17 protein-coding genes are annotated in these 21576 nt (G+C 58.2%); 14 read left to right on the top strand and 3 right to left on the bottom strand.

What is annotated here, in order from left to right; genetic code table 11:
• The first annotated feature begins 407 nt into the window (after positions 1-407).
• The 6 genes from WH50_RS09980 (at position 408) to WH50_RS09955 (ending at position 7753) form a co-directional block, all read left to right on the top strand.
• A complete protein-coding gene (locus tag WH50_RS09980; RefSeq protein ID WP_110187161.1) occupies positions 408-974 on the top strand; it encodes a MauE/DoxX family redox-associated membrane protein in 567 nt (188 codons plus the stop codon).
• 207 nt (positions 975-1181) lie between these two features.
• Positions 1182-5855, top strand: coding sequence for an RHS repeat-associated core domain-containing protein (locus WH50_RS09975; protein ID WP_110187160.1), 4674 nt, complete (start codon positions 1182-1184; stop codon positions 5853-5855).
• Positions 5836-6201, top strand: a complete 366-nt coding sequence (locus WH50_RS09970) for a hypothetical protein (RefSeq protein WP_133251293.1) — start codon at positions 5836-5838, stop codon at positions 6199-6201. The genes WH50_RS09975 and WH50_RS09970 overlap by 20 nt, the downstream gene beginning before the upstream one ends.
• Positions 6202-6227: 26 nt before the next feature.
• Positions 6228-6647 carry a hypothetical protein gene (locus tag WH50_RS09965; protein WP_110187158.1) on the top strand — a complete coding sequence of 140 codons (420 nt, stop codon included), beginning with the start codon at positions 6228-6230 and terminating at the stop codon, positions 6645-6647.
• Positions 6648-6790: 143 nt separating this feature from the next.
• The gene (locus WH50_RS09960) at positions 6791-7234 is read left to right on the top strand and encodes a hypothetical protein (RefSeq protein WP_110187157.1); all 444 of its coding nucleotides are present in this window, start codon (positions 6791-6793) and stop codon (positions 7232-7234) included.
• A gap of 81 nt (positions 7235-7315) precedes the next feature.
• A complete protein-coding gene (locus WH50_RS09955; protein WP_133251292.1) occupies positions 7316-7753 on the top strand; it encodes a hypothetical protein in 438 nt (145 codons plus the stop codon).
• 40 nt (positions 7754-7793) lie between these two features.
• On the opposite strand, the gene WH50_RS09950 is transcribed toward WH50_RS09955, so the two are convergent.
• The gene (locus tag WH50_RS09950; RefSeq protein ID WP_110187155.1) at positions 7794-9236 is read right to left on the bottom strand and encodes a gamma-aminobutyraldehyde dehydrogenase; all 1443 of its coding nucleotides are present in this window, start codon (positions 9234-9236) and stop codon (positions 7794-7796) included.
• Positions 9233-10180 (bottom strand): LysR family transcriptional regulator, encoded by a 948-nt coding sequence (locus WH50_RS09945; protein ID WP_104154735.1) that lies wholly within the window; start codon positions 10178-10180, stop codon positions 9233-9235. The genes WH50_RS09950 and WH50_RS09945 overlap by 4 nt, the downstream gene beginning before the upstream one ends.
• Positions 10181-10660: 480 nt before the next feature.
• Between WH50_RS09945 and ydcS the strand changes: the two genes are divergently transcribed.
• The 5 genes from ydcS to WH50_RS09920 all read left to right on the top strand — a co-directional run bounded on the left by ydcS (position 10661) and on the right by WH50_RS09920 (position 16292).
• On the top strand, positions 10661-11818 hold the full coding sequence (ydcS, locus tag WH50_RS09940; RefSeq protein ID WP_110187166.1) for a putative ABC transporter substrate-binding protein YdcS: 1158 nt from the start codon (positions 10661-10663) through the stop codon (positions 11816-11818).
• Between the two features lie 154 nt (positions 11819-11972).
• The gene (locus tag WH50_RS09935) at positions 11973-13007 is read left to right on the top strand and encodes an ABC transporter ATP-binding protein (protein ID WP_110187154.1); all 1035 of its coding nucleotides are present in this window, start codon (positions 11973-11975) and stop codon (positions 13005-13007) included.
• Positions 13008-13011: 4 nt separating this feature from the next.
• A complete protein-coding gene (locus tag WH50_RS09930; RefSeq protein WP_110187165.1) occupies positions 13012-13959 on the top strand; it encodes an ABC transporter permease in 948 nt (315 codons plus the stop codon).
• Entirely contained in the window at positions 13949-14776 is an 828-nt protein-coding gene (locus WH50_RS09925; RefSeq protein ID WP_104154737.1) for an ABC transporter permease, read from the top strand. The genes WH50_RS09930 and WH50_RS09925 overlap by 11 nt, the downstream gene beginning before the upstream one ends.
• Positions 14777-14867: 91 nt before the next feature.
• The gene (locus WH50_RS09920) at positions 14868-16292 is read left to right on the top strand and encodes a gamma-aminobutyraldehyde dehydrogenase (protein WP_110187153.1); all 1425 of its coding nucleotides are present in this window, start codon (positions 14868-14870) and stop codon (positions 16290-16292) included.
• Between the two features lie 232 nt (positions 16293-16524).
• On the opposite strand, the gene WH50_RS09915 is transcribed toward WH50_RS09920, so the two are convergent.
• Positions 16525-17469, bottom strand: coding sequence for a nucleoside hydrolase (locus WH50_RS09915; protein WP_110187152.1), 945 nt, complete (start codon positions 17467-17469; stop codon positions 16525-16527).
• 577 nt (positions 17470-18046) lie between these two features.
• Here WH50_RS09915 and WH50_RS09910 point away from each other — a divergent pair.
• The 3 genes from WH50_RS09910 to nuoD all read left to right on the top strand — a co-directional run bounded on the left by WH50_RS09910 (position 18047) and on the right by nuoD (position 21527).
• Positions 18047-18412, top strand: coding sequence for an NADH-quinone oxidoreductase subunit A (locus WH50_RS09910; RefSeq protein WP_104154740.1), 366 nt, complete (start codon positions 18047-18049; stop codon positions 18410-18412).
• 850 nt (positions 18413-19262) lie between these two features.
• Positions 19263-19826: an NADH-quinone oxidoreductase subunit B gene (locus WH50_RS09905; protein ID WP_165838375.1), complete on the top strand. Its 564-nt coding sequence runs from the start codon at positions 19263-19265 to the stop codon at positions 19824-19826.
• Positions 19827-21527: an NADH dehydrogenase (quinone) subunit D gene (nuoD, locus tag WH50_RS09900; RefSeq protein WP_110187151.1), complete on the top strand. Its 1701-nt coding sequence runs from the start codon at positions 19827-19829 to the stop codon at positions 21525-21527.
• The last annotated feature ends 49 nt before the right edge of the window (positions 21528-21576 follow it).

The raw sequence follows: 21576 nt of genomic DNA, 5'->3' as shown, positions 1-21576 counted from the left end.
TCAGGCCATCCTGCCAGAGGGTTTATTGTTGCTGGAGTAGTCCGGTAGCGATGCGTTTTAACAGGTCGTTGAAAATCTATCTGCGTTGCCGAATACTGCGTCAAAAGCAGGCTCACAGCCAAAGGCTGAACGTGCTTTAGCACGGCCCCGAAGGGTTGAGCGGAGCGAGTCAAATGCTCATTTAGTTCACTAAACTCCGCTTTTTCGCCTGTTTTTTCCTTGTCTCGGCTGCCTCGATAACGTTTTTCAACAGCCTGTTAGAACGTGGTCATGCTTCAGCACACGTTGCCTGATCACTGTTTGTTTTCGTTCTCTGTCGTTTTCTGTTCCCGCTGTCCTGCAGTCTCATCCACCGCTGCAGTCTCCGGCCGACCCCCTCTGCAGAAACGCCGCCTGAGGAGTTGCCTATGGACCACAGCTATGACAAATCAGCCATGGCCACTATGACGAAGCCCCCTGTTTCCCCTGCTGCCAGCCCTGCCCGGCTGCAGGATGGTATCCCGCTGCTGGCGGTGATCATGCTGACGGCACTGGCTGCCAGTGCCAAACAATGGGCCTATCCCGGCCCCTGGGAAATGCTCGGCTGGCTGCATGACTTTGTCGGCCTGCTGCTGTTGCTGATGGCGATGTTCAAGGTGTTTGATCTGGACAACTTTGTCAGCAACTTCACCCGCTTCGATTTTCTCGGCAGGCACCTGCGCCTTTATGCCTACCTCTATCCGGCACTGGAGGTCGTGCTGGGCATCGGTCTGCTCAGTCACTATCAGCCGGAAATCATGTATATCGCCACGGCGACGCTGCTGAGCTTCAGTGCGCTGGGTATTTGTGACGCGCTGATTCGCGGGCTGGATATTGGCTGCCCCCATCTTGGCCGTCTGCTGGGCGTGAGGCTGTCGCTGTTCACTCTGCTCGAAGAGGTGGCCATTGCCCTGCTGGCGCTGATGATGCTGGTGATCTATCTGCCGTCGGTGTAGCGGTCAGTACATCCACCTACGTTCACCCGGCAGCAGGCAAAAGGCTCGCTGCCGTTGACACTCCCTTGACCTTGTCCCTACACTCCCTGCGCTTCTTTTTTGGTCAACAGGAACCGGCAATGGATAGCGCCCCGGCCCTGCTGATCTGTCAGATTGTTCTGCGTCCAGGCTGCGTTGTATGGATAGCCTGAGGTACATGGAGTGCCTATGCTGCATATTTCCTTTCAGGACCGTACCGGTACGGTACTGGTGCTGACTGATTCCCCCAGTTGTGCCCCCGGATTACCCCGCGTCCCTGCTGCACGCCTGCAGGACCTGCCCGAGACTGCCCGTCAGGCCCTGAATATGGCTCTGGACGCCATTGGCGACAGTGCTGCCAGCCGCACCAGCACGGCTCAGCTGGCACAGGCGGCGGCTTCTGCGGTCGATCAGGGCCGACTTTATCTTTTTGCCAGTAACCCTGCCCCCACCAGCAACAGCCATGGTCGCGGATATGCCGCCATCATCCCCAAAGCAGTGGCGTTACCCGCCGGTTTTATGGCCGGTGGTGAGAGTGGTGGCCTCACCGGCGGCTTCAATCCTCTGGCGACGGCGGGCCCCAGTACGGCCTTCAGTCAGGTAGCAGGGGGGCTGGGTATCGCCGCGCAGGTGAAGAACATGGCGGATGATGGCTTCAGTGCTCTGGGCACGGTGGCCATGAATCTGACCGGTGCTGAGGTGATGGAGCTGCCCCCCATCGTGGTGACGGCCTGCGATGTACCGCTGGATGAACAGGATTATCTGGGTGATCCGGTTTCCCTCAGCAGTGGCGAGGAAGTGCTGCGACTGGTGGATGCGCGCCTGCCCGGCAAGGATGGTCTGCTCTGGCAGCGCCTCTATCGCTCACGCCTGAGTGATGTCGATCTGGGGATGGGGCGCGGCTGGCGCACACCCTTTCATGTACGGATTGAAGAAGGTCGCGGTCAGGACAGTGACAAGCTGATCTATGTCGACGAAGACGGACGCCGCATTGCCTTCAGCATGGTCGGCACCGGCGGCATCAGCTATCAGATGGCGGAAGGGTTACGTCTCAGCCGCCGTTTCGAGGCACATCGTGGTGACGATGAGCTGGTGATCTACTTTGCCGATGGCCACCTGAAAAGCTTTCGCCGCCATAAACGCAGCGGCCCCTGGCGTCTGCACCTGTGGCTGACGCCCCATACCAGCAGCTGGCGCTGCCACTACAACGAGCAGCAGCGGCTGCAGCGTATCCGGCTGGATCAGCGTCTCGAACTGCGGCTCTACTATGAGCCGGGCAGGCATGACGCCAAAAAGCAGGATCCGAACTCGCCGGATCACCGTCATCATCTGCTGCAGGTGCATCACTTCCGGCTGGGAGATGACCCGGACAATGATGATCAGGCCGAGCGCGTGGCAGTGGTCGCCCGCTACACCTACAGCGCTGACGGCGAGCTGCTGAGTGCCACTGACCAGCATGGGCGCACCGAACACTACGAATATGAGCAGGGGCTGCTGACCCGTCGCACCCTGCCCAGTGGCTACGTCCACCACCTGCTGTGGCAGGGTGGCGGCATCCATAGTCGTTGTGTTGAGCAGTACGGCGACGACAAGTCCTTTCACTACCGCATGCTGTATGACGAGGCGCAGCGGCAGGCGCAGGTTACTCAGGCAGACGGCCAGCAGTGGCAGTATCACTACACCCCCGACTGGCAGCTGCAGCGGCGAGTGGCACCGGATGGCGGTGAGGAGCAGTACCACTACGACGAGCAGCAGCGGCTGTGTCTGCATATTGATGCGGATGGTCATCATCACCGCTATTGCTACGATGAGCTGGGCCGCCTGAGCGAAGAACGTCACGGCGAGCAGCATCTGTACCATCGTTACAACGATCTCGGCCAGCGTATTGCGACGGCAGATGCGCTTGGCTTCCACTTCGTGCGTAGCTTCGATGCCAGTGGCCTGTTGCTGGAAGAACGGCAGGGCGTGGCGCTGGATGAGCTGCAGGCGCCGTCAGCACAGGCGCGCAGCGTGCGTTATCAGTACGACAGCCCGGCTCAGGTGCTGAGCCAGCTGCAGGGTGCCGGGCAGATTCCGCTGGCGTTTGGCTACCGCGTCAATACGGTGCGCAAGGTGGGCGAGCCGGAGTTCCATAACCAGCCCGGCTGTCCGCTGGTGGCACAACAGGGCCCGGCGGTGTGGAAGTACAGCTACACCCCGCAGGGGCAGCTGAACGCCCTGCTCACCCCCGCGGGTGAAGTCATCAGCTATCTCTACGGCAACAACGGCCAGATCGAGCGCTGTAGCCGCTTCCCGCTGGGTGACAAGGCGCTGGCCGAGCATACCCGCTATCGCTATGACGACGCCGGGCGACTGGTACAGCTCACCGCAGCTGATGGCAGCATCGAGCAGATCAGCTACAACGGCCATTACCAGCCCAGTGCTCTGACCCAGGCCGATGGCAGCAGTCTGCATCTCAGCTATGACACGCTGCGCCAGCTGACCGGTCTGTTACGCAGCGACCATGCCTTCTACCGTCTGCATTACGATGCCTGTCAGCGACTGATCCAAAGTGAACATTTCGATGAGCGTCAGCGCCACTATCGCTGGAGCCCCGGTGGTCAGCTGCTGGAGATACGTGAAGGCAAGGCGGGCTATGCGGACACGGTGCGTATCGAGCTGCAGCGTGATGCGCTGGGCAACATGGTGCGTCGCCATACCTATCTGGGCAGCCGCCAACCACAGCCCGACAGCAGTGATGACTACCATTATGATCAGCGCAGCCGTCTGACCGGTGCCCATAACGAGGCCGCCCGTCTGGCGCAGCAGTGGCTGCCCGACAATCGCCTGAGTGCGGCGCAGGGCTGGATCAAAGACGGCATGCACGAACTGCACGAGTGGCGGCTGGGCTGGCAGTACGATGCTCAGGGCCGCCTGCAACACCTGCAGCTGGCAGACGGATCGCAGCTGACCCGTCACTATGATCATTTCCACCGCCTGACCGGCCTGAGCTATCAGGGGCAGCGGGTGCTCAGCCGCAGCCTGAATGCCTTCGGCAGTGAAGAGGAACGGTACGCTGGCGAGACCAGCACTGCACCGGCCGGGGCGTTACTCCGTCAGGGCTATGACTGTCGTAATCGCCTGCTGACGCAGCACACTCAGGGGTGCCAGCGTGACTATCACTACGGCCTGCATCAGCAGCTGCAGCAGGTCGACGACAGCGAACTCGGCTCGGTGCGCTATGGCTATGATGCCCTGCGACAGCTGACAGAAGAGCTGTACTTGGACAGTGAGGGGGCGGAGCAACGCCGCGCCTATGTTTTCGACAGCTGGGGTAACCCGACACATTTCAATGGTTTACCGGCTGAGGCCACCCATGATCGCCTGACCCTGCTGGGAAACCGGCGCTTTCATCATGATGAGCGCGGAAATCAGACCGCGGTTTATTCCGTTGCGGGAGAACTGCTGCAACGGCGGGTATTTGATGGCCTCAACCAGTTGCGTGAAGTGCAGGGAGCGGACTATACGGCGGTCTATCACTACGACCCGCTGGGCCGGCGGGTGTGCAAGGACGTCGCCCGTTACCAGCTGGTGCGAGAAGAAGAGGATGGCGAAGACCCTGCCACCTGGACCCGGCGCCTGCTGAGCCGACAGCGGACCTTTTATTACTGGAGCGGCAATCAGCTGATCGGTGAAAGTACCGACGGGCGCTATCGCTGGTATATCTATGAACCCCTGCCCGACCAGCCGCAGCAGGACAGCCACCGGCCGCTGCTGCTGATCGACAACGGTGAGGTCTATCACTATCTGCTCGACCATCGCGGCGCCCCGTTTGCCCTGCTGGATCAACAGGGCAACAGCGTCTGGCGCGCGCAGCTGGATGCCTGGGGGCAGGCCGTGATTCTGCAGGCGGGCATCCGCAACCCCCTGCGCCTGCAGGGACAGTACTGTGATGACGAGAGTGGCCTGCACTATCAACGCTATCGATACTTTGACCCCGCGACAGGGCGCTTTATCAGTCAGGACCCGATTGGTCTGCTGGGCGGGCTGAACCCCTACCGCTATGCACCCAACCCGATCAGCTGGATCGATCCTCTGGGTCTCTGTGCCGAAGCGCTGGAAGAGGTGGCTGGCAACGGCACCGAACCGGGGCTGCTGGCCAGCGCAGGTTCAGTAATTGCTGATCTGCTGCCGGGCGTAGGCTCGCTGAAGTCGATTGCACAGGTCGTGACCGGTGAGGATCTGGTCACCGGGGAGCCGGTCGACCGGCTTACCGAAGCAGGCGGAATCCTGCTTGGGCTGATCCCCGGCGGCAAATTGCTGACCAAAGGCAAGAAGGCCGTCAATGTGCTGGGCAAGGCTGCCGATGCCGCCAGCGCCATGGCCAGCAAAGCCAAAGCGCTGGTCGACCCCCTGTTACAGACTGCCAAAGGCAAGCTGGACGATATGGCTGAAGCGGTGGGGGATCTGCTGGGTTCGCCACAGATGGCAATGGCGGGCGGGCCAGGGAATGGTCTGCCTCAAAGCACAGGAGTGATAGATGCTAGTGTGAAAGGCCTGCCTGGCAGAGGTCTTGGCCCAACATACAGAAAAGCAGAAAGTGAAAAGTTAGAGGGCATCCTGACTTCATATTATGGGAAGTCTAAAACTGGCAATCGCATAGGTAATGGTGGGTTAGGTGATGCTGTTAGATATGAGAAAGATACAGGTATATTGCTGTCCCCAACTGGACACTTAACAAAGGCATTAGAGATGCGGAAGAGGCTTATCGACTTTATTCGTAATGCTGATAATCAGCCTCCGGGATCCTTCCCTTACCTTTCTAAAGATGTACAGTTTGCAAAAGAGCTTTTGAAGGATATTGATGATGCAATTGCGTACTAAAGTATTTAATGAAATAGTGCAAAATATGACACAGTCTTTATTGCTCTCTAAGACTGAAGTTGATGATGCAATAAAAAATTTAGGTTCAATTCAGTCTGTTGTAGAGGATGACTTAATCATATCTGCCTATGAGGATTTAGGTAGGTATATAGTTAACAATAAGCCGGGCAATGTTTTGAATGATTTTTTAAGGGCCAATAAAGAGGTTTTTGGAGCATCAGATGACAGTTACTACTTCTTTGAAGCTGTGGTCGATGAGCTGAGAAGTCAGGGAAATAGTTCTGACGAAGTACTAATGCTTGCACCTGAAAAATTTCGAAGTTTCCTGTTGTCGAATTTTTCCTAAGTATTTTAATACTCTGGAGATATGGCATGCTTTACGTCGGAAAAATAAATGAGAAGAAATACTTGCTCGAATACGATGAGAATAATGGTCCGGTGCGTGAAGTAAGTAATGATGGCTCTGTGACAAAACGTAAGATGGCACTTTATGAAAATATGGATGGCGTATTTATCGGTGTTGTCTCCAGTAAAAATGGCCCCTATCTCTTTGTGAATGAGAAGAAGTTCCAGTTTATCAATAAGGTATGGACTGCCCGTGTCATCGAACATAACGGGAGCCATACTTTCCATCTATCGATGCCGGATGGCGCTGCCATTGTTCATGATTATTCGCCACCAGAGGTGGATGAAATTGATCCCTGGATGACATCGCGATTTGAGGATTTCTTTTTCTGGCTTGCAGAAAAACAGGATGACAGCCTGTTTATCGATATGTGGACGGATGATTGAGACTTGCTGTCTATCACAACTGGAAAATACCCTCTGTTGCGCAATGCACCGTATCAGATAACCCCTTTATGGGCCGAATAAAGTATTTGAAGCAATAGTCAAATTTTCCAGAAGGTGAAACAGAAAGCGTGCAGAGGTCGCCAGTGGTTGAAATTCAATGTTTTTTTAAGAACGGGGAGAGTTTTTATCCTTGTAATGAGTATGCCGGGGAAATAGTTGATCTGAACTATATTGAGGGGGCCATAGAGCTTAAAGCTAACGGTGTGGTCCTTATGGATAAAACAATGTGGAATTACATAGACCAACTGCTCGCTTATCTTGTAGATGGGGTGGGCTGTATAAAAAATAATAAGCCCTACGGGTGCTGTTTCCCCGACCAGCCTATAGAAGTTTCCTTTTCTCCAGTTGATGAGAACTGGTTAAGCATTACTGTTAAATGTCATTCTTCAGTAAGTGAAACAGTTCGAATAGATGAGTATCTGTACGCTTTAAAAATGTCTGCTTTGGAATTTTTTGAGAAATTGGGGAAAATTATTCCGCATCAGGAAAAATATAAACACGTTTTAAGTGTCCTCAATGAAATTTGAATATCTGTCTTTTTATTAAGATTGGTTTTAGTGTTTTGGTAGATGATTATAATTGCTAGTTATATTAGATACGAAAATAACTTGATCAGTCTGGACCAATGTAGCGCGCCATTGCCCTATTGCTTGCCAGATAATCTCTATATCGAAGGCGCGATGACGCTCAGCATTGATAATGAAGCATTTATTTCATTGTCAATGTGGGACTATATCGATGAGTTGTGGCTGGATTTTCTTGATGCTGCACTTTTACTGAAGAAAGAAGGGCACTTTGCTTTCTCCTTTCCTGATCAGGCCATTCGGGTGACAGGGGTAGAAATGGATGCGGGCCACTTCCAGTTTGAGATCCGTGCTAACAGTGTGAAAGCTGCGATTCTGGAGAAAGACGTATTCTGTCAGGCGCTGCTAGCAGGTGCACGTGAGTTTTGTCAGCACCTGTGCCGGTTGTCCCCGCAACATGACATTCTGGATCTGTTGCGGGAAAAGCTGGGTGAGCTTGAAACGGTAAAGCCGGATTCGTGACATGCACTTTGCCGGCAGAGGTATACGCCTCTCCACACTCTCAATGCCTCACCATGATATGCCGTACAGCGCTGTAATCATCCAGCGAATAGACCGAGAGATCCTTGCCGTAGCCTGAGCGCTTCACGCCGCCGTGGGGCATTTCACTGGGCAGCATAAAGTGGCTGTTGATCCAGGTGCTGCCGTATTGCAGCTGGCTTGACAGGGCCATGGCCTTGCCGATATCTCGGGTCCAGACCGAGGATGCCAGGCCATATTCCGAGTCATTGGCCCAGTCCAGCGCCTGGCTGGCGTCTTCGCAGCGGGTGATGCTGACCACCGGGCCAAACACTTCACGCTGGGTAATCTCATCGTCGTGGCGGGCGCCCACCAGCAAGGTCGGCTGATAGTAGAAGCCCGGGCGGGCGGGGATGGCACCGCCGCACACCGCCTCGATATGGTCCTGCTCCAGCGCTCTCTCAACAAAGCTGGCCACGCTGTTGCGCTGGCGTTCGCTGATCAGTGGCCCCAGTTCGTTGCGGCTGTCATCGTCCTGCCCGTAACGCAGGCTGCTGACAGCATCGGCCAGCGCGCTGACCAGCTGATCGTGAATACCCTGCTCGGCAAACACCTGACAGGCAGCGGTGCAGTCCTGCCCGGCATTGTAGTAGCCATAGGTGCGAATGCCCTCCACCACCTGCTGCAGATCGGCATCGTTAAGGACGATCACCGGCGCCTTGCCGCCCAGCTCAAGGTGGGTGCGCTTGACCGTACGTACGGCGGCCTGCAGCACCTTCTGACCTGTCGTGATGTCACCGGTCAGCGAGGCCATACGGATACCACGATGGGCTACCAGCGGGCTGCCGATACTGTCGCCGCGACCGGTCAGAATGTTGACCACACCGCGAGGCAGCCGCTCGGCCAGCAGGCCCGCCAGTGCCAGTGTGGTCAGCGGGGTCTGTTCCGAGGGCTTGAAGACCAGGGTATTGCCTGCCGCCAGCGCGGGCGCCAGTTTCCAGGCGGCCATCATCAGCGGATAGTTCCAGGGGGCGATGGAGCCGATTACGCCGAGCGGGTCACGGCGCACCATGCTGGTGTAACCGGGCAGGTATTCCCCTGCTACCGGGCCGTACTGATTGCGCACCGCTCCGGCAAAAAAGCGAAAGACGTCCGCCGCCGCCGGGATTTCATCACGTCGTACCAGATGCAGCGGCTTGCCGCAGTTGAGGGACTCCCGCTGCGCCAGGCTTTCGCCTTCGGCTTCAATCGCATCGGCAATGGCCAGCAGGACACTGGCGCGCTGTAGTGGTGAGGTTTTCGACCAGCTTTTGAAGGCGCTTCTGGCTGCTGCGACGGCGGCATCCAGCTGCTCAATCGAGGCTTCGGCCACACTCAGAATCGGTTCGCCGGTACGCGGATTGATGATGGCCTCGTGCGGGCCCTCGCCTGCCACCCGCTCGCCGTCGATCAGCAGACGGGTTTCCAGTTCGCTTGCAGGGCTCATTCGCGTTCCTCCAGAGTGCGCAGACGGGGATGTTTGATAATGGACTGGGCGCTGGGACGCGGTTCGCGGGCCACCGCCAGGAAATGATCGATCAGCTCGGTGCGGGCACGGCCACGGCGCCAGGCCAGACCGATATCCAGTGTATCGGCCACTTCCACCACCGGACGGGCTTCCACCACATCACCTTCTACCGACCAGGGCCGGTAGGTCATGTCCGGCATCAGCGCCAGACCCATACCGGCCGCCACCAGACTGCGTACCGCTTCCACCGAAGCGCTGCGCATGCTGACCCAGGGTTTGCCCGGCGCCCGCTGCCACAGTGCCCGCACCCGCTCCTCCATTTCATCCACGCTGAGCATGATCAGGGGTTCCTGCTGCAGGTCGGTGAGGCTGATGCTGTCGAGATCAAGGAAGGTATGCTGCGGCGGCAGCCACAGGCGATAGGGCGAGTGGGTCAGAATTTCGCTGTTGAGGGCGCTGCGGTAATCCAGCTGGCTGAGGATCAGTACGCCGATATCCAGCTCGCCGCTGACCAGCAGATGTTCGATATAGGCGCGATCATCCTCGACCACGCGGATATCGACCTGATGATAGATGCGCTGGAAGCGCGACAGCAGATCGGCCAGATAGTAGCCCGCTACCAGACTGGTCACGCCGATATTGAGCTGACCGCTGACACTGTCAGTGCTCTGCCGCAGGCTGCGCCGGGCATTGTCTACCGACGCCAGAATCAGATGGGCCTGACGCAGAAACTGATGGCCCTGATGGGTGAGCTGCATCCCCTTGGCATGACGACTGAACAGCACCGCGCCAAGGTCATCCTCCAGCTGCTTGAGAGCCGTGGTCAGGGTTGACTGCGAAATATGCACCGCCGCCGCTGCCGCCGAGATCGAACCGGTTTCGGCGATGGCAATGAAATAACGGATCTGGCGCAGGGTCATCATGGCGGGTAAGGCTTCCCAACAGCAAACAAGGGCGTTCGATAGCGCATTCAGCCACCCGGAAGGGAGCGCTGCGGCCTGCTAGGTTCTAGCACAGACGGTGGTTTTGCAGGTATCGATTTTTTCGAATGCTGCATTCCGTATTAACAATTTGCTATGTCTTACAGGGGCCGACTAGTCTTTCCCTGTCAACAACGGGTCGCCGTGCGCTCTGCGAATGTGCCGCGAACCCGCGCAGCCAGCACCAATAACAACAAACACTGATGGCTTATTAGCGTTACCGCCCTGTCCCGGCGCAGTTACTGCGCCTGTCCTGTCATTGAGTTGGATGGTTCGCCCCCTGTGGGTGACTGGTTTGCTTACAACGTGTCCATGTCCTGCTTGTCAGGTATGGCGCGCCAGAGCGCCGCTGTGTTGTACGGCCATCGGGCTGCACGGCGGGCATCAACGATCGCATTTACCGTTCTGATAGGGGATATCACCATGGCAAAAGCAACCTTTGCGCTCAGTACCCTGACTACCCTGCTGCTGGCCGCTGCCAGTGTCCAGGCCGCCGAACCTTTGCAGTCACTGGGCAAGGGTGAGGGCCGCGTGGATATTGTCGCCTGGCCCGGTTACATCGAACGCGGCGACACCGACAAGGCCTATGACTGGGTGACCCAGTTCGAGAAAGACAGCGGCTGTCAGGTCAACGTCAAAACCGCCGCCACTTCGGACGAGATGGTCAGCCTGATGGCCAAGGGCGGCTACGATCTGGTGACGGCATCAGGCGATGCGTCCTTGCGGCTGATCTACGGTAAGCGGGTACAACCGGTCAATCTCACACTGGTCGGTGATTATGCCGGGGTCGATGACCGCCTCAAGGATGCGCCCTGGTTCACCGTTAACGGCGAACATTACGGCGTGCCTTTCCAGTGGGGCCCCAACCTGCTGATGTACAACACCAAGACTTTTACCAGCGCGCCTGACAGCTGGGACGTGGTGTTCAAAGAGATGACCCTGCCCGATGGCAAGAGCAACAAAGGCCGGGTGCAGGCCTATGACGGCCCGATCTATATCGCCGATGCGGCGCTGTACCTGAAAGCCCATCAGCCTGAGCTCGGCATCAAGGATCCCTACGAACTGAACGACACCCAGTATGCGGCGGTGCTGGAACTGCTGCGTGGCCAGCATGATCTGATTCACCGTTACTGGCATGACTACAACGTACAGATGAGTGATTTCAAGAACGAAGGCGTGGTGGCCTCCAGTGCCTGGCCCTTCCAGGCCAATGCCCTGATCGCCGAAGGTCAGCCGATTGCCACCGTCTTTCCCAAGGAAGGCGTGACCGGCTGGGCCGATACCACCATGCTGGCGACCGATGCTGCCCACCCTGTCTGTGCCTACAAATGGCTGAGCTGGTCGATTACCCCCAAGGTACAGGGTGACGTTGCCGCCTGGTTCGGTTCGGTGCCTGCGGTACCGGCGGCCTGCAAGGACAACGACCTGCTTGGTGCAGAGGGTTGCAAAGCCAATGGCTTCGAGCAGTTCGACAAGATCGCGTTCTGGAAGACGCCGACCAGCAAATGCGAAGCCGAAGGCCAGTGTGTGCCCTACAGCCGCTGGACGCAGGATTACATCGCCATCATGGGCGGGCGCTAGCCGCCTGACCGACCGGCGACTGGTCACGCAGAGACAGGCAAAGGCCCGGCGCGCAGCGATGCCGCCGGGTGGCTTGAGCGGGTCAGCATGGCTGACGAAAAGGCTGTCCACGTTCTGCCCGCTGGCGGGATAACGTGGCGACTGAGGTTAAATCATGAGTGCAGTGCAGTTTACCCATGTGTCCCGCCACTACGGTGCGGTCAAGGCCGTGGATGACGTCTCCATCACTATCGCCGAAGGCGAATTCTTTTCCATGCTCGGGCCTTCCGGCTCCGGCAAGACCACCTGCCTGCGGCTGATTGCCGGTTTTGAGCAGCCCAGCAGCGGCAGTATCCGCATCCATGGCAGCGAAGCCACCGGTTTACCGCCCTACCAGCGTGACGTGAATACGGTGTTTCAGGACTATGCGCTGTTCCCGCACATGCAGGTGCTGGATAACGTTGCCTACGGCCTCAAGGTCAAGGGCGTGGGCAAGACCGAGCGCTATCAGCGTGCCGAAGAGGCACTGGCGATGGTGGCGCTCGATGGCTTTGGTCAGCGCAAACCGGCCCAGCTGTCCGGCGGTCAGCGTCAGCGTGTGGCACTGGCCCGGGCGCTGGTCAACCGGCCGCGGGTGCTGTTACTGGATGAACCGCTGGGCGCACTTGATCTCAAGCTGCGTGAGCAGATGCAGAGCGAGCTGAAGAAGCTGCAGCGCCAGCTGGGTATCACTTTTATCTTCGTTACCCATGATCAGAGCGAAGCGCTGTCCATGTCGGACCGGGTCGCGGTGTTCAATCGTGGCCGCATCGAGCAGGTGGATACGCCGCGCAATCTGTATATGCAGCCGGCTACCCCGTTTGTTGCCGAGTTTGTCGGCACGTCCAACGTGCTGCGCGGTGAAATGGCACTGGCACTGACGGGCCAGCAGCGGCCCTTCTCCATCCGCCCTGAACATATCCGGCTGGCTGATCAGCAACTGCCACTGGCAGCGGATGAGGTGCAGGTACGCGGGGTGCTGCAGGACGTGCAGTATCAGGGGGCTGCTACCCGTTTTGAGCTGCGGCTCGACAATGGCGACAGCCTGACGGTCAGCTGCGCCAATGCCTTTGCCGCGGAACAGGACAGCCTGCCACAACCCGGTCAGCCCCTGCTGGCGCGCTGGTCACGGCAGGCCATGGTGAGCCTGCATGAACCGCTGGCGGGATGATCCCATGGACAGGACTCTGAGCATGACGCCACCGTCTGCACCGACGCCCATGCGGCGTATCGCCTCGATGCTGTACCGGCGGCCCAACTTCTATCTGCTGCTGTTGCTGACCCCGCCGCTGTTGTGGTTCGGCATTATCTACATCGGCTCGCTGCTGAGCCTGCTATGGCAGGGCTTCTATACCTTTGACGACTTCACCATGACGGTCAGCACCGACCTGACCTTGCAGAATTTCGTCAACCTGTTCCAGCCGGCCAACTACGACATCATTCTGCGCACGCTGGGCATGGCCATCGCCGTCACGCTGTTCAGCGCCCTGCTGGCCTTTCCCGTTGCCTACTACATGGCCCGCTGCTGCAGCGAGCGGATGAAGGCGGTGTTCTATATCGGGGTGATGCTGCCGATGTGGGCCAGTTATATCGTCAAGGTCTATGCCTGGACGCTGCTGCTGTCGAAGGACGGCGTGCTGTACTGGTTCGCCAGTCTGCTGCATCTGGATGGCGTGGTGGATGCGCTGTTGCAGCTGCCGGGCATCGGCGGCAAGACGCTGTCGACCTCGAACCTTGGCCGCTTTCTGGTGTTCACCTATATCTGGCTGCCGTTCATGATTCTGCCCATTCAGGCTGTGCTGGAGCGGCTGCCGCCTTCGGTGCTGCAGGCCTCCGCCGATCTCGGTGCTACACCGCGTCAGACCCTGCTGCATGTGATCCTGCCGCTGGCGGTGCCGGGAGTGGCAGCGGGTTCCATCTTCACCTTTTCGCTGACCCTGGGGGACTACATCGTGCCGCAGCTGGTCGGCCCGCCCGGCTACTTCCTCGGCTCCATGGTCTATGCCCAGCAGGGAGCGATCGGCAATATGCCGATGGCGGCGGCCTTTACGCTGGTGCCTATCGTACTGATCGCGGTCTACCTCAGCATTGTCAAACGTATGGGGGCTTTCGATGCGCTCTGATCTCACCGCGGGCGGCGCGGAGTCGCCCTCCTGGCTGCTGCGGCTGGCGGCCTGGGGCGGGCTGGTGTTCCTGCACTTCCCCATCCTGATCATCCTGCTGTACGCCTTCAACACCGAAGAGGCGGCATTCAGCTTTCCGCCCAAGGGCTTCACCCTGCACTGGTTCAGCGTCGCCTTTGGCCGCGAAGACGTGCTGGAGGCTATCGGTCTGTCACTGAAGATTGCCTGTCTGGCCACCGTGATTGCCATGGTGCTGGGCACGCTGGCGGCAGCGGCGCTGTACCGGCGCTCGTTTTTCGGCAAGGAAAGCCTGACCCTGATGATGGTGTTGCCCATTGCCCTGCCCGGCATCATCACCGGTCTGGCACTGCTCAATGGCTTCAAGCAGCTGGGCATCGAGCCGGGTGTGCTGACCATCGTGATCGGCCATGCCACCTTCTGTGTGGTGATCGTCTACAACAACGTGGTGGCGCGCTTTCGCCGTACCTCCTACAGCCTGATCGAGGCGTCGATGGATCTCGGCGCCGATGGCTGGCAGACCTTCCGCTACATCATTCTGCCCAACCTCAGCTCAGCGCTGCTGGCCGGTGGCATGCTGGCCTTTGCCCTGTCCTTCGATGAGCTGATCGTTACCACCTTTACTGCCGGACATGAGAAACCGCTGCCGCTGTGGCTGCTCAACCAGCTGACCCGGCCCCGCGATGTGCCGGTCACCAATGTGGTGGCGATGCTGGTCATGCTGGTCACCATGGTGCCGGTGCTGCTGGCCTATCTGCTCAGTCGCGGTGGTGACAGCGTGGCGGGCAGCGGCAAATAGCCGCACGCCACTGCCTTCATTGTTGCGCTTTACCGGCCTGTCCACCGGCGGGCCGTCTGTCCGGTTATCAACACCCAAGGGGATGTCGACCATGTATACCCAACTGCTGATCAATGGCCGCCTGGTGCAGGGCGGTGGCGAACCCTTTACGATCTTCAACCCGGCGCGCGGCACGGTGCTGGCCAGCCTGCCGGAAGCCAGTGCGGAGCAGGTCAATGAGGCCGTGCTGGCGGCCGATGCGGCCTTCGACAGCTGGTCACAGACGTCACCCAAGGATCGCTCCCTGCTGCTGCTGAAACTGGCCGATCTGATCGACAGTCATGCTGAAGAGCTGGCCAGACTGGAGTCCGACAACTGCGGTAAGCCTTATCAGGCGGCACTGAATGATGAAATGCCCGCCATTGCCGACGTGTTCCGCTATTTTGCCGGTGCCTGCCGCTGCATGAACGGCGCGGCTGCGGGTGAATACCTGCCCGGTTTCACCTCGATGATCCGCCGTGATCCCATTGGCGTCGTTGCCTCCATCGCGCCCTGGAATTACCCGCTGATGATGGCGGCGTGGAAGCTGGCGCCCGCGCTGGCGGCGGGCAACACCGTAGTGCTCAAACCCTCCGAACAGACACCGCTGACCACCCTGCGACTGGCGGCCATTCTGGCTGAGGTGTTCCCGGCTGGCGTGGTGAACATTGTCTTTGGCCGGGGCCAGCAGGTAGGTAATCCACTGATCAGCCACAGCAAGGTGCGGATGGTATCGCTGACCGGCTCCATTGCCACCGGCCAGCACATCGTGCAAAGCGGTGCGGTCACCATGAAGCGTACACACATGGAATTGGGCGGTAAGGCGCCGGTGCTGGTGTTCGATGATGCTGATCTGGCGGCGGTGGTCGAGGGGATTCGCACCTTCGGTTACTACAATGCCGGGCAGGACTGCACCGCAGCCTGTCGCATCTATGCGCAGAAAGGCATCTACGACAAGCTGGTGGCCGATCTGGGCAGTGCGGTATCCACCCTGAAAATGGGCCTGCAGGATGATCCGCACACTGAGCTTGGGCCGCTGATTACGGCTGCACACCGCGAGCGGGTGGCCGGTTTTGTGGAGCGCGCGGCGGCACTGAGCCATATCGAAGTGGTCACCGGCGGCCAGCGTGGTGAGGGAGAGGGTTATTTCTTCCAGCCCACGGTACTGGCCGGTGCCCGTCAGGATGATGAGATTGTGCGTCGTGAAGTCTTCGGGCCGGTGGTGTCCGTCACTCTGTTCGATGACGAAGATCAGGGCCTGCGTATGGCCAACGATTCCGACTACGGTCTGGCATCGTCAGTATGGACCGCCGACAGTGGCCGTGCCGCCCGTTTAGCTGCCCGCCTGCAGTATGGCTGCACCTGGGTGAACACCCACTTTATGCTGACCAATGAAATGCCCCACGGTGGGATGAAAATGTCCGGTTATGGCAAGGATATGTCGATGTTCGGGCTGGAAGACTACACCGCCATCCGCCATGTGATGATCAAGCAGTAAACCCTGATCAGGTTACCCCGCTGCCGGTATCGCTGTTATTGAGGATGCCGGTGGCTTTTTATTCATACCGTCATGGCTGTCATCCATAACGCAGCAGCAAAAGCCCTCTTTAAAAAAACAGCTTTGAAAACCCTGTCTCTAAAAAAACCAGTCTCTAAAAGCAGAGGGCAACCCATGGGCTGCCCTCTGTGTTTACCGTCGCGGCCAATGCCATACAGCTAATGCCATCCGGTTACTGGCACAGTGTCTCTTCAAACAGCTGCAGCAGGCGCTCGCTGTCCACTTCCATGCAGATATCGGTCATGGGCACGTTATCCCAGCCGGGCAGCGGAGAAGTCTTGCCTTCCGGGCAGATGATGGTCTGGCCCATCGCCAGCCCGTCGGTCGCCACCCGCACAGCGCCGCGTGCGACACCGAAAATGTCCGGTTGCAGGGCGTAGGCCACGCAGGAAGCGTCGTGGAAGTAGCAGCCTTCCACATCGTGAATACCGCTGTAGAAGTTGATGTAGAACTGGGCGATGTCATAAAGGAAGGTGCCTTCCTTCGGATTGACGTTGCGTACCCGCTCCAGCAGGGAGTTCTGCAGCAATACCTGATGGGTGACATCGAGGCCGATCATCACCACCTGCCAGGGCGCGGTAAACACCATATCGGCAGCGTGAGGGTCATTGATGATATTGGCTTCAGCCACGGGGGAGACGTTGCCACGCTCTTTCCAGGTGCCGCCCATCAGAATCACTTCATCCACCAGATGGGCAATTTCAGGGTCGCGCTCCAGTGCCGCCGCCAGGTTACCCAGCGGACCCAGTGCAATCAGGGTGACTTCACCGGGATGGGCACGAACCTGATCAATGATGAACTGCGCCGCATCGCGCGGGTCGGCCTGAGTGACAGGAGCAGCCCAGCCGATATTGCCGAAACCATCCTTGCCGTGCACAAAGTCGGGAAACTCGCCGGGCTCGCGTACGCGGGGTACGGCAACGCCTTTGGCGACCGGTACCGTCTTGCCCGCCAGTTCAACCAGTGCCAGCGCATTGATGGTGGACTGTTCGACCGAAACGTTACCGTAGGTGGTGGTCAGACCCAGAACTTCCAGTTCCTGAGCATGAAAGGCGAACAGGATCGCCATAGCATCGTCGATGCCAGGATCCGTATCGATAATGATTTTGCGTGCCATGGTGACCTCTGAACGTGGCTGTCGGTGGTAAAAACTAACCGACTGTATCAAATAAAGTGCCCTATCTTCGGCGATCTGGCGCCGACTTGCCAGTAGTATTACGACTGCGGCAGTAGTGCTGTAAGAGTTTGGTAGTAATACGAAAAATTACATAGGAATAAAAATTTCACATATGTATTGAAGTGGAATATTTATAGTCAAAAAGCTTGTAGCACTTTGTATCAGATTAGATAGCATGGTGATTTTTTCACCATTTTACTGGCTGTATTTTGCATCTGTGCTACTCTTTCGCGGCCTAACTCTCCCCATCGGTGGTCTTGTGCTGGCTTAGCCAGAATCAGGTTCACCTGACGGCGCATGCCATAATCAGAATATTTTGTGTCGCCGTTGTAGTTATATTACGAACATATTTTAGCTTGCGAGCTGTTCTGCTTGTGAGTGCAGTGGACTGGCTAAGGCCGGAAACTGGGTCTATATAGGATAGTTCTGCACAGATTGCGCTGCAGTTCTGCACAGATAGTTCTGGTTGTTTGTATAACGTGTGTCTGCCTGAATCGTTGATTTGCCTGGAGTGGCCATGAGTGATTTTACCCCCGGTCTGATTATTGGACTCTTTGCCGTTCTCACCACTCTCATCGTCATTGCCATGCTGGCGCTCAACCGCTTCCTCGGTAATTTCTATCGTCGTCATGATCAGGAGCAGCCTTTCGAGAGCGGCCTGCTTCCTTCCGGTAATACTCAGCACCATTTCGCCATCAGCTATTATCTGATCGCCGCCGCCTTCCTGATTTTTGAACTGGAAGCCGCCATTTTGTGGGCCTGGGCCGTGAGCTACTGGTCCCTCGGAGCCCCCGGAGTCATCGCAGCTGTCACCTTCATGACCATCCTGCTGCTGGGCCTCGTCTACATGATTCGTAAAGGTTCATTCAATTTTAGGACGTAATGTCACCTGCATTCTGTCCAACTGAAGGAACCTCGGTAAACCGCCCTGATGTGGTGAAATTACAAACTGCACAGGTCGGCGGGTAAGGTGTGAAACACCGCCCGGATAATAACAGGGAAGCAACGTGAGTCTGGTGAGGCAGTCTTACGTCATGTATTCCCGTAGACGGCGTTGTGTCTGTCTCTGGTACTGTGATTTGCCGTGATGAGCTGTGCTGCTGGTCGGGTGTGAGGTGTTCTTGCCCTGAACTGCGCTGAATAGCCTGTCCATTTCCTGCTATGCGCCCGGACGTTTTATCGGTCTGCTGCGCGTCGGTCATAGGGTGTTGAAAAGATCTTCGGAATGCTGATTTACGACCAGTAAACTGCGCTTCCCGGCTCTTTTCGCCCTGACTGGCTCTGGCTCGCGAGACCGTGAATGCGTTCTCAGGCAGGAAGTACAGCAGGGTTTCTGCGTCCATGCTGCTTTCACCCCGGTCTATTGCCGTGCGCGAACAGAAGGCGCCGTTGTTATCCCCGCGATCAAGCACCTTACCCCGGCATCCGCCAGGGGGAATCCTGTTGTCTTACTTCCCGCTGTTGGCTGCTGCCTGCCGAGGTTCCTGAAGGGGCGATCTGTTCAGGTAATACGCCTGCCATGGGGGAAACTCCGCCTCGGCAGTCGTGTTGGCTGATCAGCTCATGGCAGAACAGGGGCCCAGTCCATCCAGTTTCAGCGTTTGGTCACTTTTGCAGGTGTGCCCGGATACCACCGGGGGTCGTCTACCCGCAACGGGTGAAGTCTATCCGCCGATCTGGCTGCCACTGATCCCCGGGCAGTGCCTGCCGTCCTGAGCAGGAGGTCTATGCCTATGAGCAGCACTATCCCCGTTCAACAACTGGATCCCACCACGGGAGCCCCAGGTCAAGGTGGCAAGGACGGCATGTTCTCCACCATCGTCGGCAAGCTCGACGAAATGGTCGCCTGGTGTCGTAACTATTCCCTCTGGCCCTACAACTTCGGCACCTCCTGCTGTTTCGTGGAGATGATGACCGCCGCTACCCCGCGTTTTGACATGGCGCGTCTGGGCTGCGAGGTGTTGCGTGGTTCGCCGCGTCAGAGTGACGTGCTGATCACCGCTGGCACCTGCTTCACCAAGATGGCGCCGCTGATGCGTCATATCTACGATCAGATGCTGGAGCCCCGCTGGGTGATCTCCATGGGTTCCTGCTCCAACTCCGGCGGTATGTACGACATCTACTCCGTGGTGCAGGGCGTGGACCGCATCATCCCTGTCGATATTTACATTCCCGGTTGCCCACCCCGTCCCGATGCCCTGCTGGAAGGCCTGACACTGCTGCAGAAGCAGGTCAAGGAAAACCCCATTCCCGTGCTGGCCAAGCGTCGCAAACCTCTGGGCATCGAGATCAAGTAAATGACAGAAGCACTGTTGCAGACTCTGGCTCAGCGCTTCGGCGCCGAGCCCTATTCCGCCGTCAGCTATGTCGGTGCGCCCAGTATTGTGGTGCCGCTCAACCAACTGCATGACGCCCTCCGTTTCCTGCGCTACGAAGCCTCCACCCGCTATGAAATGCTGGTGGATCTGTCGGCCATTGATGAAGCCGGTCGTGGCGGTGGTTTCACCCTGTTCTACCACCTGCTGAATCTGGACAGTGCGGCCTTTCTGACCGTACGCTGCCCGTTGTTCAGCAGCCTGCTGGAAGTGCCGACCGCCAGTGATATCTGGCCTGCGGCTGACTGGTACGAGCGTGAGGTGTACGACATGTTTGGCCTGCGCTTCAGCGGCCATCCTGATCTGCGCCGCATTTTGCTGCCGGATTTCTGGCAGGGCCATCCGCTGCTGAAAAGCGAGGCCGGGCGTGCGACCGAGCGTCCTGACCCCTTCGGCTATGACCCGGAGAGCCTGAACAAGATCCTGCAGGGTTACATGAACCCCGAGCAGGGTGATGACGGTGAGATGGTGGTCAACATCGGCCCCAACCACCCCGGTACCGACGGTATCATCCGTCTGGTGCTGCGCCTGCGTGGCGAGCGTATCACCAGCCTGGAACAGGAAATCGGCTACCACCACCGCGGCGCGGAAAAGGTGGCCGAGTTCCACACCTTCCACAACTACATTCCCTACACCAACCGTATCGACTACCTCGGCGGCGTCGGTGGCGAGCTGCCCTACGTGCTGGCCTGCGAGCAGATGACCGGTATCGAGGTGCCACCCCGGGCTCAGGCCATGCGGGTAATGCTGGCGGAAATTTTCCGCCTGTCGTCGCATCTGGTGTGGATCAGCTCCCTTGGCCACAACCTGGGTGCTATGGGCCCGGCGTTCTATGCCTTTATGGAGCGGGAAAAGCTGTTTGACGTTATCGAGGAAGTCTGCGGTGGCCGTATGCACCCGGCGTTCTATCGTATCGGTGGTGTGGCGCAGGATCTGCCGGAAGGCTGGAAGCGCAATGTACTGCGCAGCTGCGACGCGGTAGAAGAGCGTATCCCTGAGCTGGAAGCCCTGACCACCAAGTCTTACATCTTCCAGACCCGTACCAAGGGTATCGCCGTGTACACCCCCGAGCAGGCCATCGACTGGGCGCTGACCGGCCCCAACCTGCGTGCCTGTGGTTTCGATTTCGACATTCGCAAGAAGCTGCCCTACAGCGGCTACGAGCAGTATGACTTTGACGTGCCGGTCGGCACTGACGGTGATGCCTTTACCCGCACCGTGCTGCGTATCGAAGAGATGCGCCAGAGCCTGCGCATCATTCGTCAGGTGGTGGCCACCATGCCCGACGGTCCGATCTTGTCTGACAACAAGCCCCGCTACAGCCTGGCGCGCAAAGAGCGTGCCCTGGAAGACATCGAGACCATGATCCACCACTTCATCGAAGTGGGTCGTGGCTTACCCTTCCCCCGCGGCGAGAGCTTCTTCCCGACAGAGACCTCCAAAGGCCTGACCTGCTACACCCTGGTCAGTGACGGCAGCGCCAACCCTTACCGCGTGCGCATCCGCACCCCCTCCTTCGCTCACTTCCAGTCGGTGAAGGCCGTCGGCGTGGGCGACGTGCTGGGTAACGTCATCTGTCTTATCGGTTCCATTGATTACGTTCTGGCTGATATCGACCGTTGACGGTGGTGACGGCTGTCGCCTGCCGACAGCTGCGCCCCGTCCGGCGAGC

Source organism: Pokkaliibacter plantistimulans (assembly GCF_003194385.1).
In the GTDB taxonomy this organism is placed as follows: Bacteria; Pseudomonadota; Gammaproteobacteria; order Pseudomonadales; family Balneatricaceae; genus Pokkaliibacter; species Pokkaliibacter plantistimulans.
The sequence above is the reverse complement of the archived record's forward strand: the minus strand, read 5'-3'. Positions and strand labels throughout refer to the sequence as shown.

What these genes read in the sequence shown, in the direction of transcription:
- WH50_RS09920 (WP_110187153.1), top strand. Translation starts at nt 14,868, where the DNA reads ATGTATACCCAACTGCTGATCAATGGCCGCCTGGTGCAGGGCGGTGGC.
- WH50_RS09965 (WP_110187158.1), top strand. Translation starts at nt 6,228, where the DNA reads ATGCTTTACGTCGGAAAAATAAATGAGAAGAAATACTTGCTCGAATAC.
- WH50_RS09905 (WP_165838375.1), top strand. Translation starts at nt 19,263, where the DNA reads ATGAGCAGCACTATCCCCGTTCAACAACTGGATCCCACCACGGGAGCC.
- ydcS (WP_110187166.1), top strand. Translation starts at nt 10,661, where the DNA reads ATGGCAAAAGCAACCTTTGCGCTCAGTACCCTGACTACCCTGCTGCTG.
- nuoD (WP_110187151.1), top strand. Translation starts at nt 19,827, where the DNA reads ATGACAGAAGCACTGTTGCAGACTCTGGCTCAGCGCTTCGGCGCCGAG.
- WH50_RS09945 (WP_104154735.1), bottom strand. Translation starts at nt 10,180, where the DNA reads ATGATGACCCTGCGCCAGATCCGTTATTTCATTGCCATCGCCGAAACC.
- WH50_RS09930 (WP_110187165.1), top strand. Translation starts at nt 13,012, where the DNA reads ATGGACAGGACTCTGAGCATGACGCCACCGTCTGCACCGACGCCCATG.
- WH50_RS09975 (WP_110187160.1), top strand. Translation starts at nt 1,182, where the DNA reads ATGCTGCATATTTCCTTTCAGGACCGTACCGGTACGGTACTGGTGCTG.
- WH50_RS09925 (WP_104154737.1), top strand. Translation starts at nt 13,949, where the DNA reads ATGCGCTCTGATCTCACCGCGGGCGGCGCGGAGTCGCCCTCCTGGCTG.
- WH50_RS09935 (WP_110187154.1), top strand. Translation starts at nt 11,973, where the DNA reads ATGAGTGCAGTGCAGTTTACCCATGTGTCCCGCCACTACGGTGCGGTC.
- WH50_RS09980 (WP_110187161.1), top strand. Translation starts at nt 408, where the DNA reads ATGGACCACAGCTATGACAAATCAGCCATGGCCACTATGACGAAGCCC.
- WH50_RS09915 (WP_110187152.1), bottom strand. Translation starts at nt 17,469, where the DNA reads ATGGCACGCAAAATCATTATCGATACGGATCCTGGCATCGACGATGCT.
- WH50_RS09970 (WP_133251293.1), top strand. Translation starts at nt 5,836, where the DNA reads ATGATGCAATTGCGTACTAAAGTATTTAATGAAATAGTGCAAAATATG.
- WH50_RS09910 (WP_104154740.1), top strand. Translation starts at nt 18,047, where the DNA reads ATGAGTGATTTTACCCCCGGTCTGATTATTGGACTCTTTGCCGTTCTC.
- WH50_RS09950 (WP_110187155.1), bottom strand. Translation starts at nt 9,236, where the DNA reads ATGAGCCCTGCAAGCGAACTGGAAACCCGTCTGCTGATCGACGGCGAG.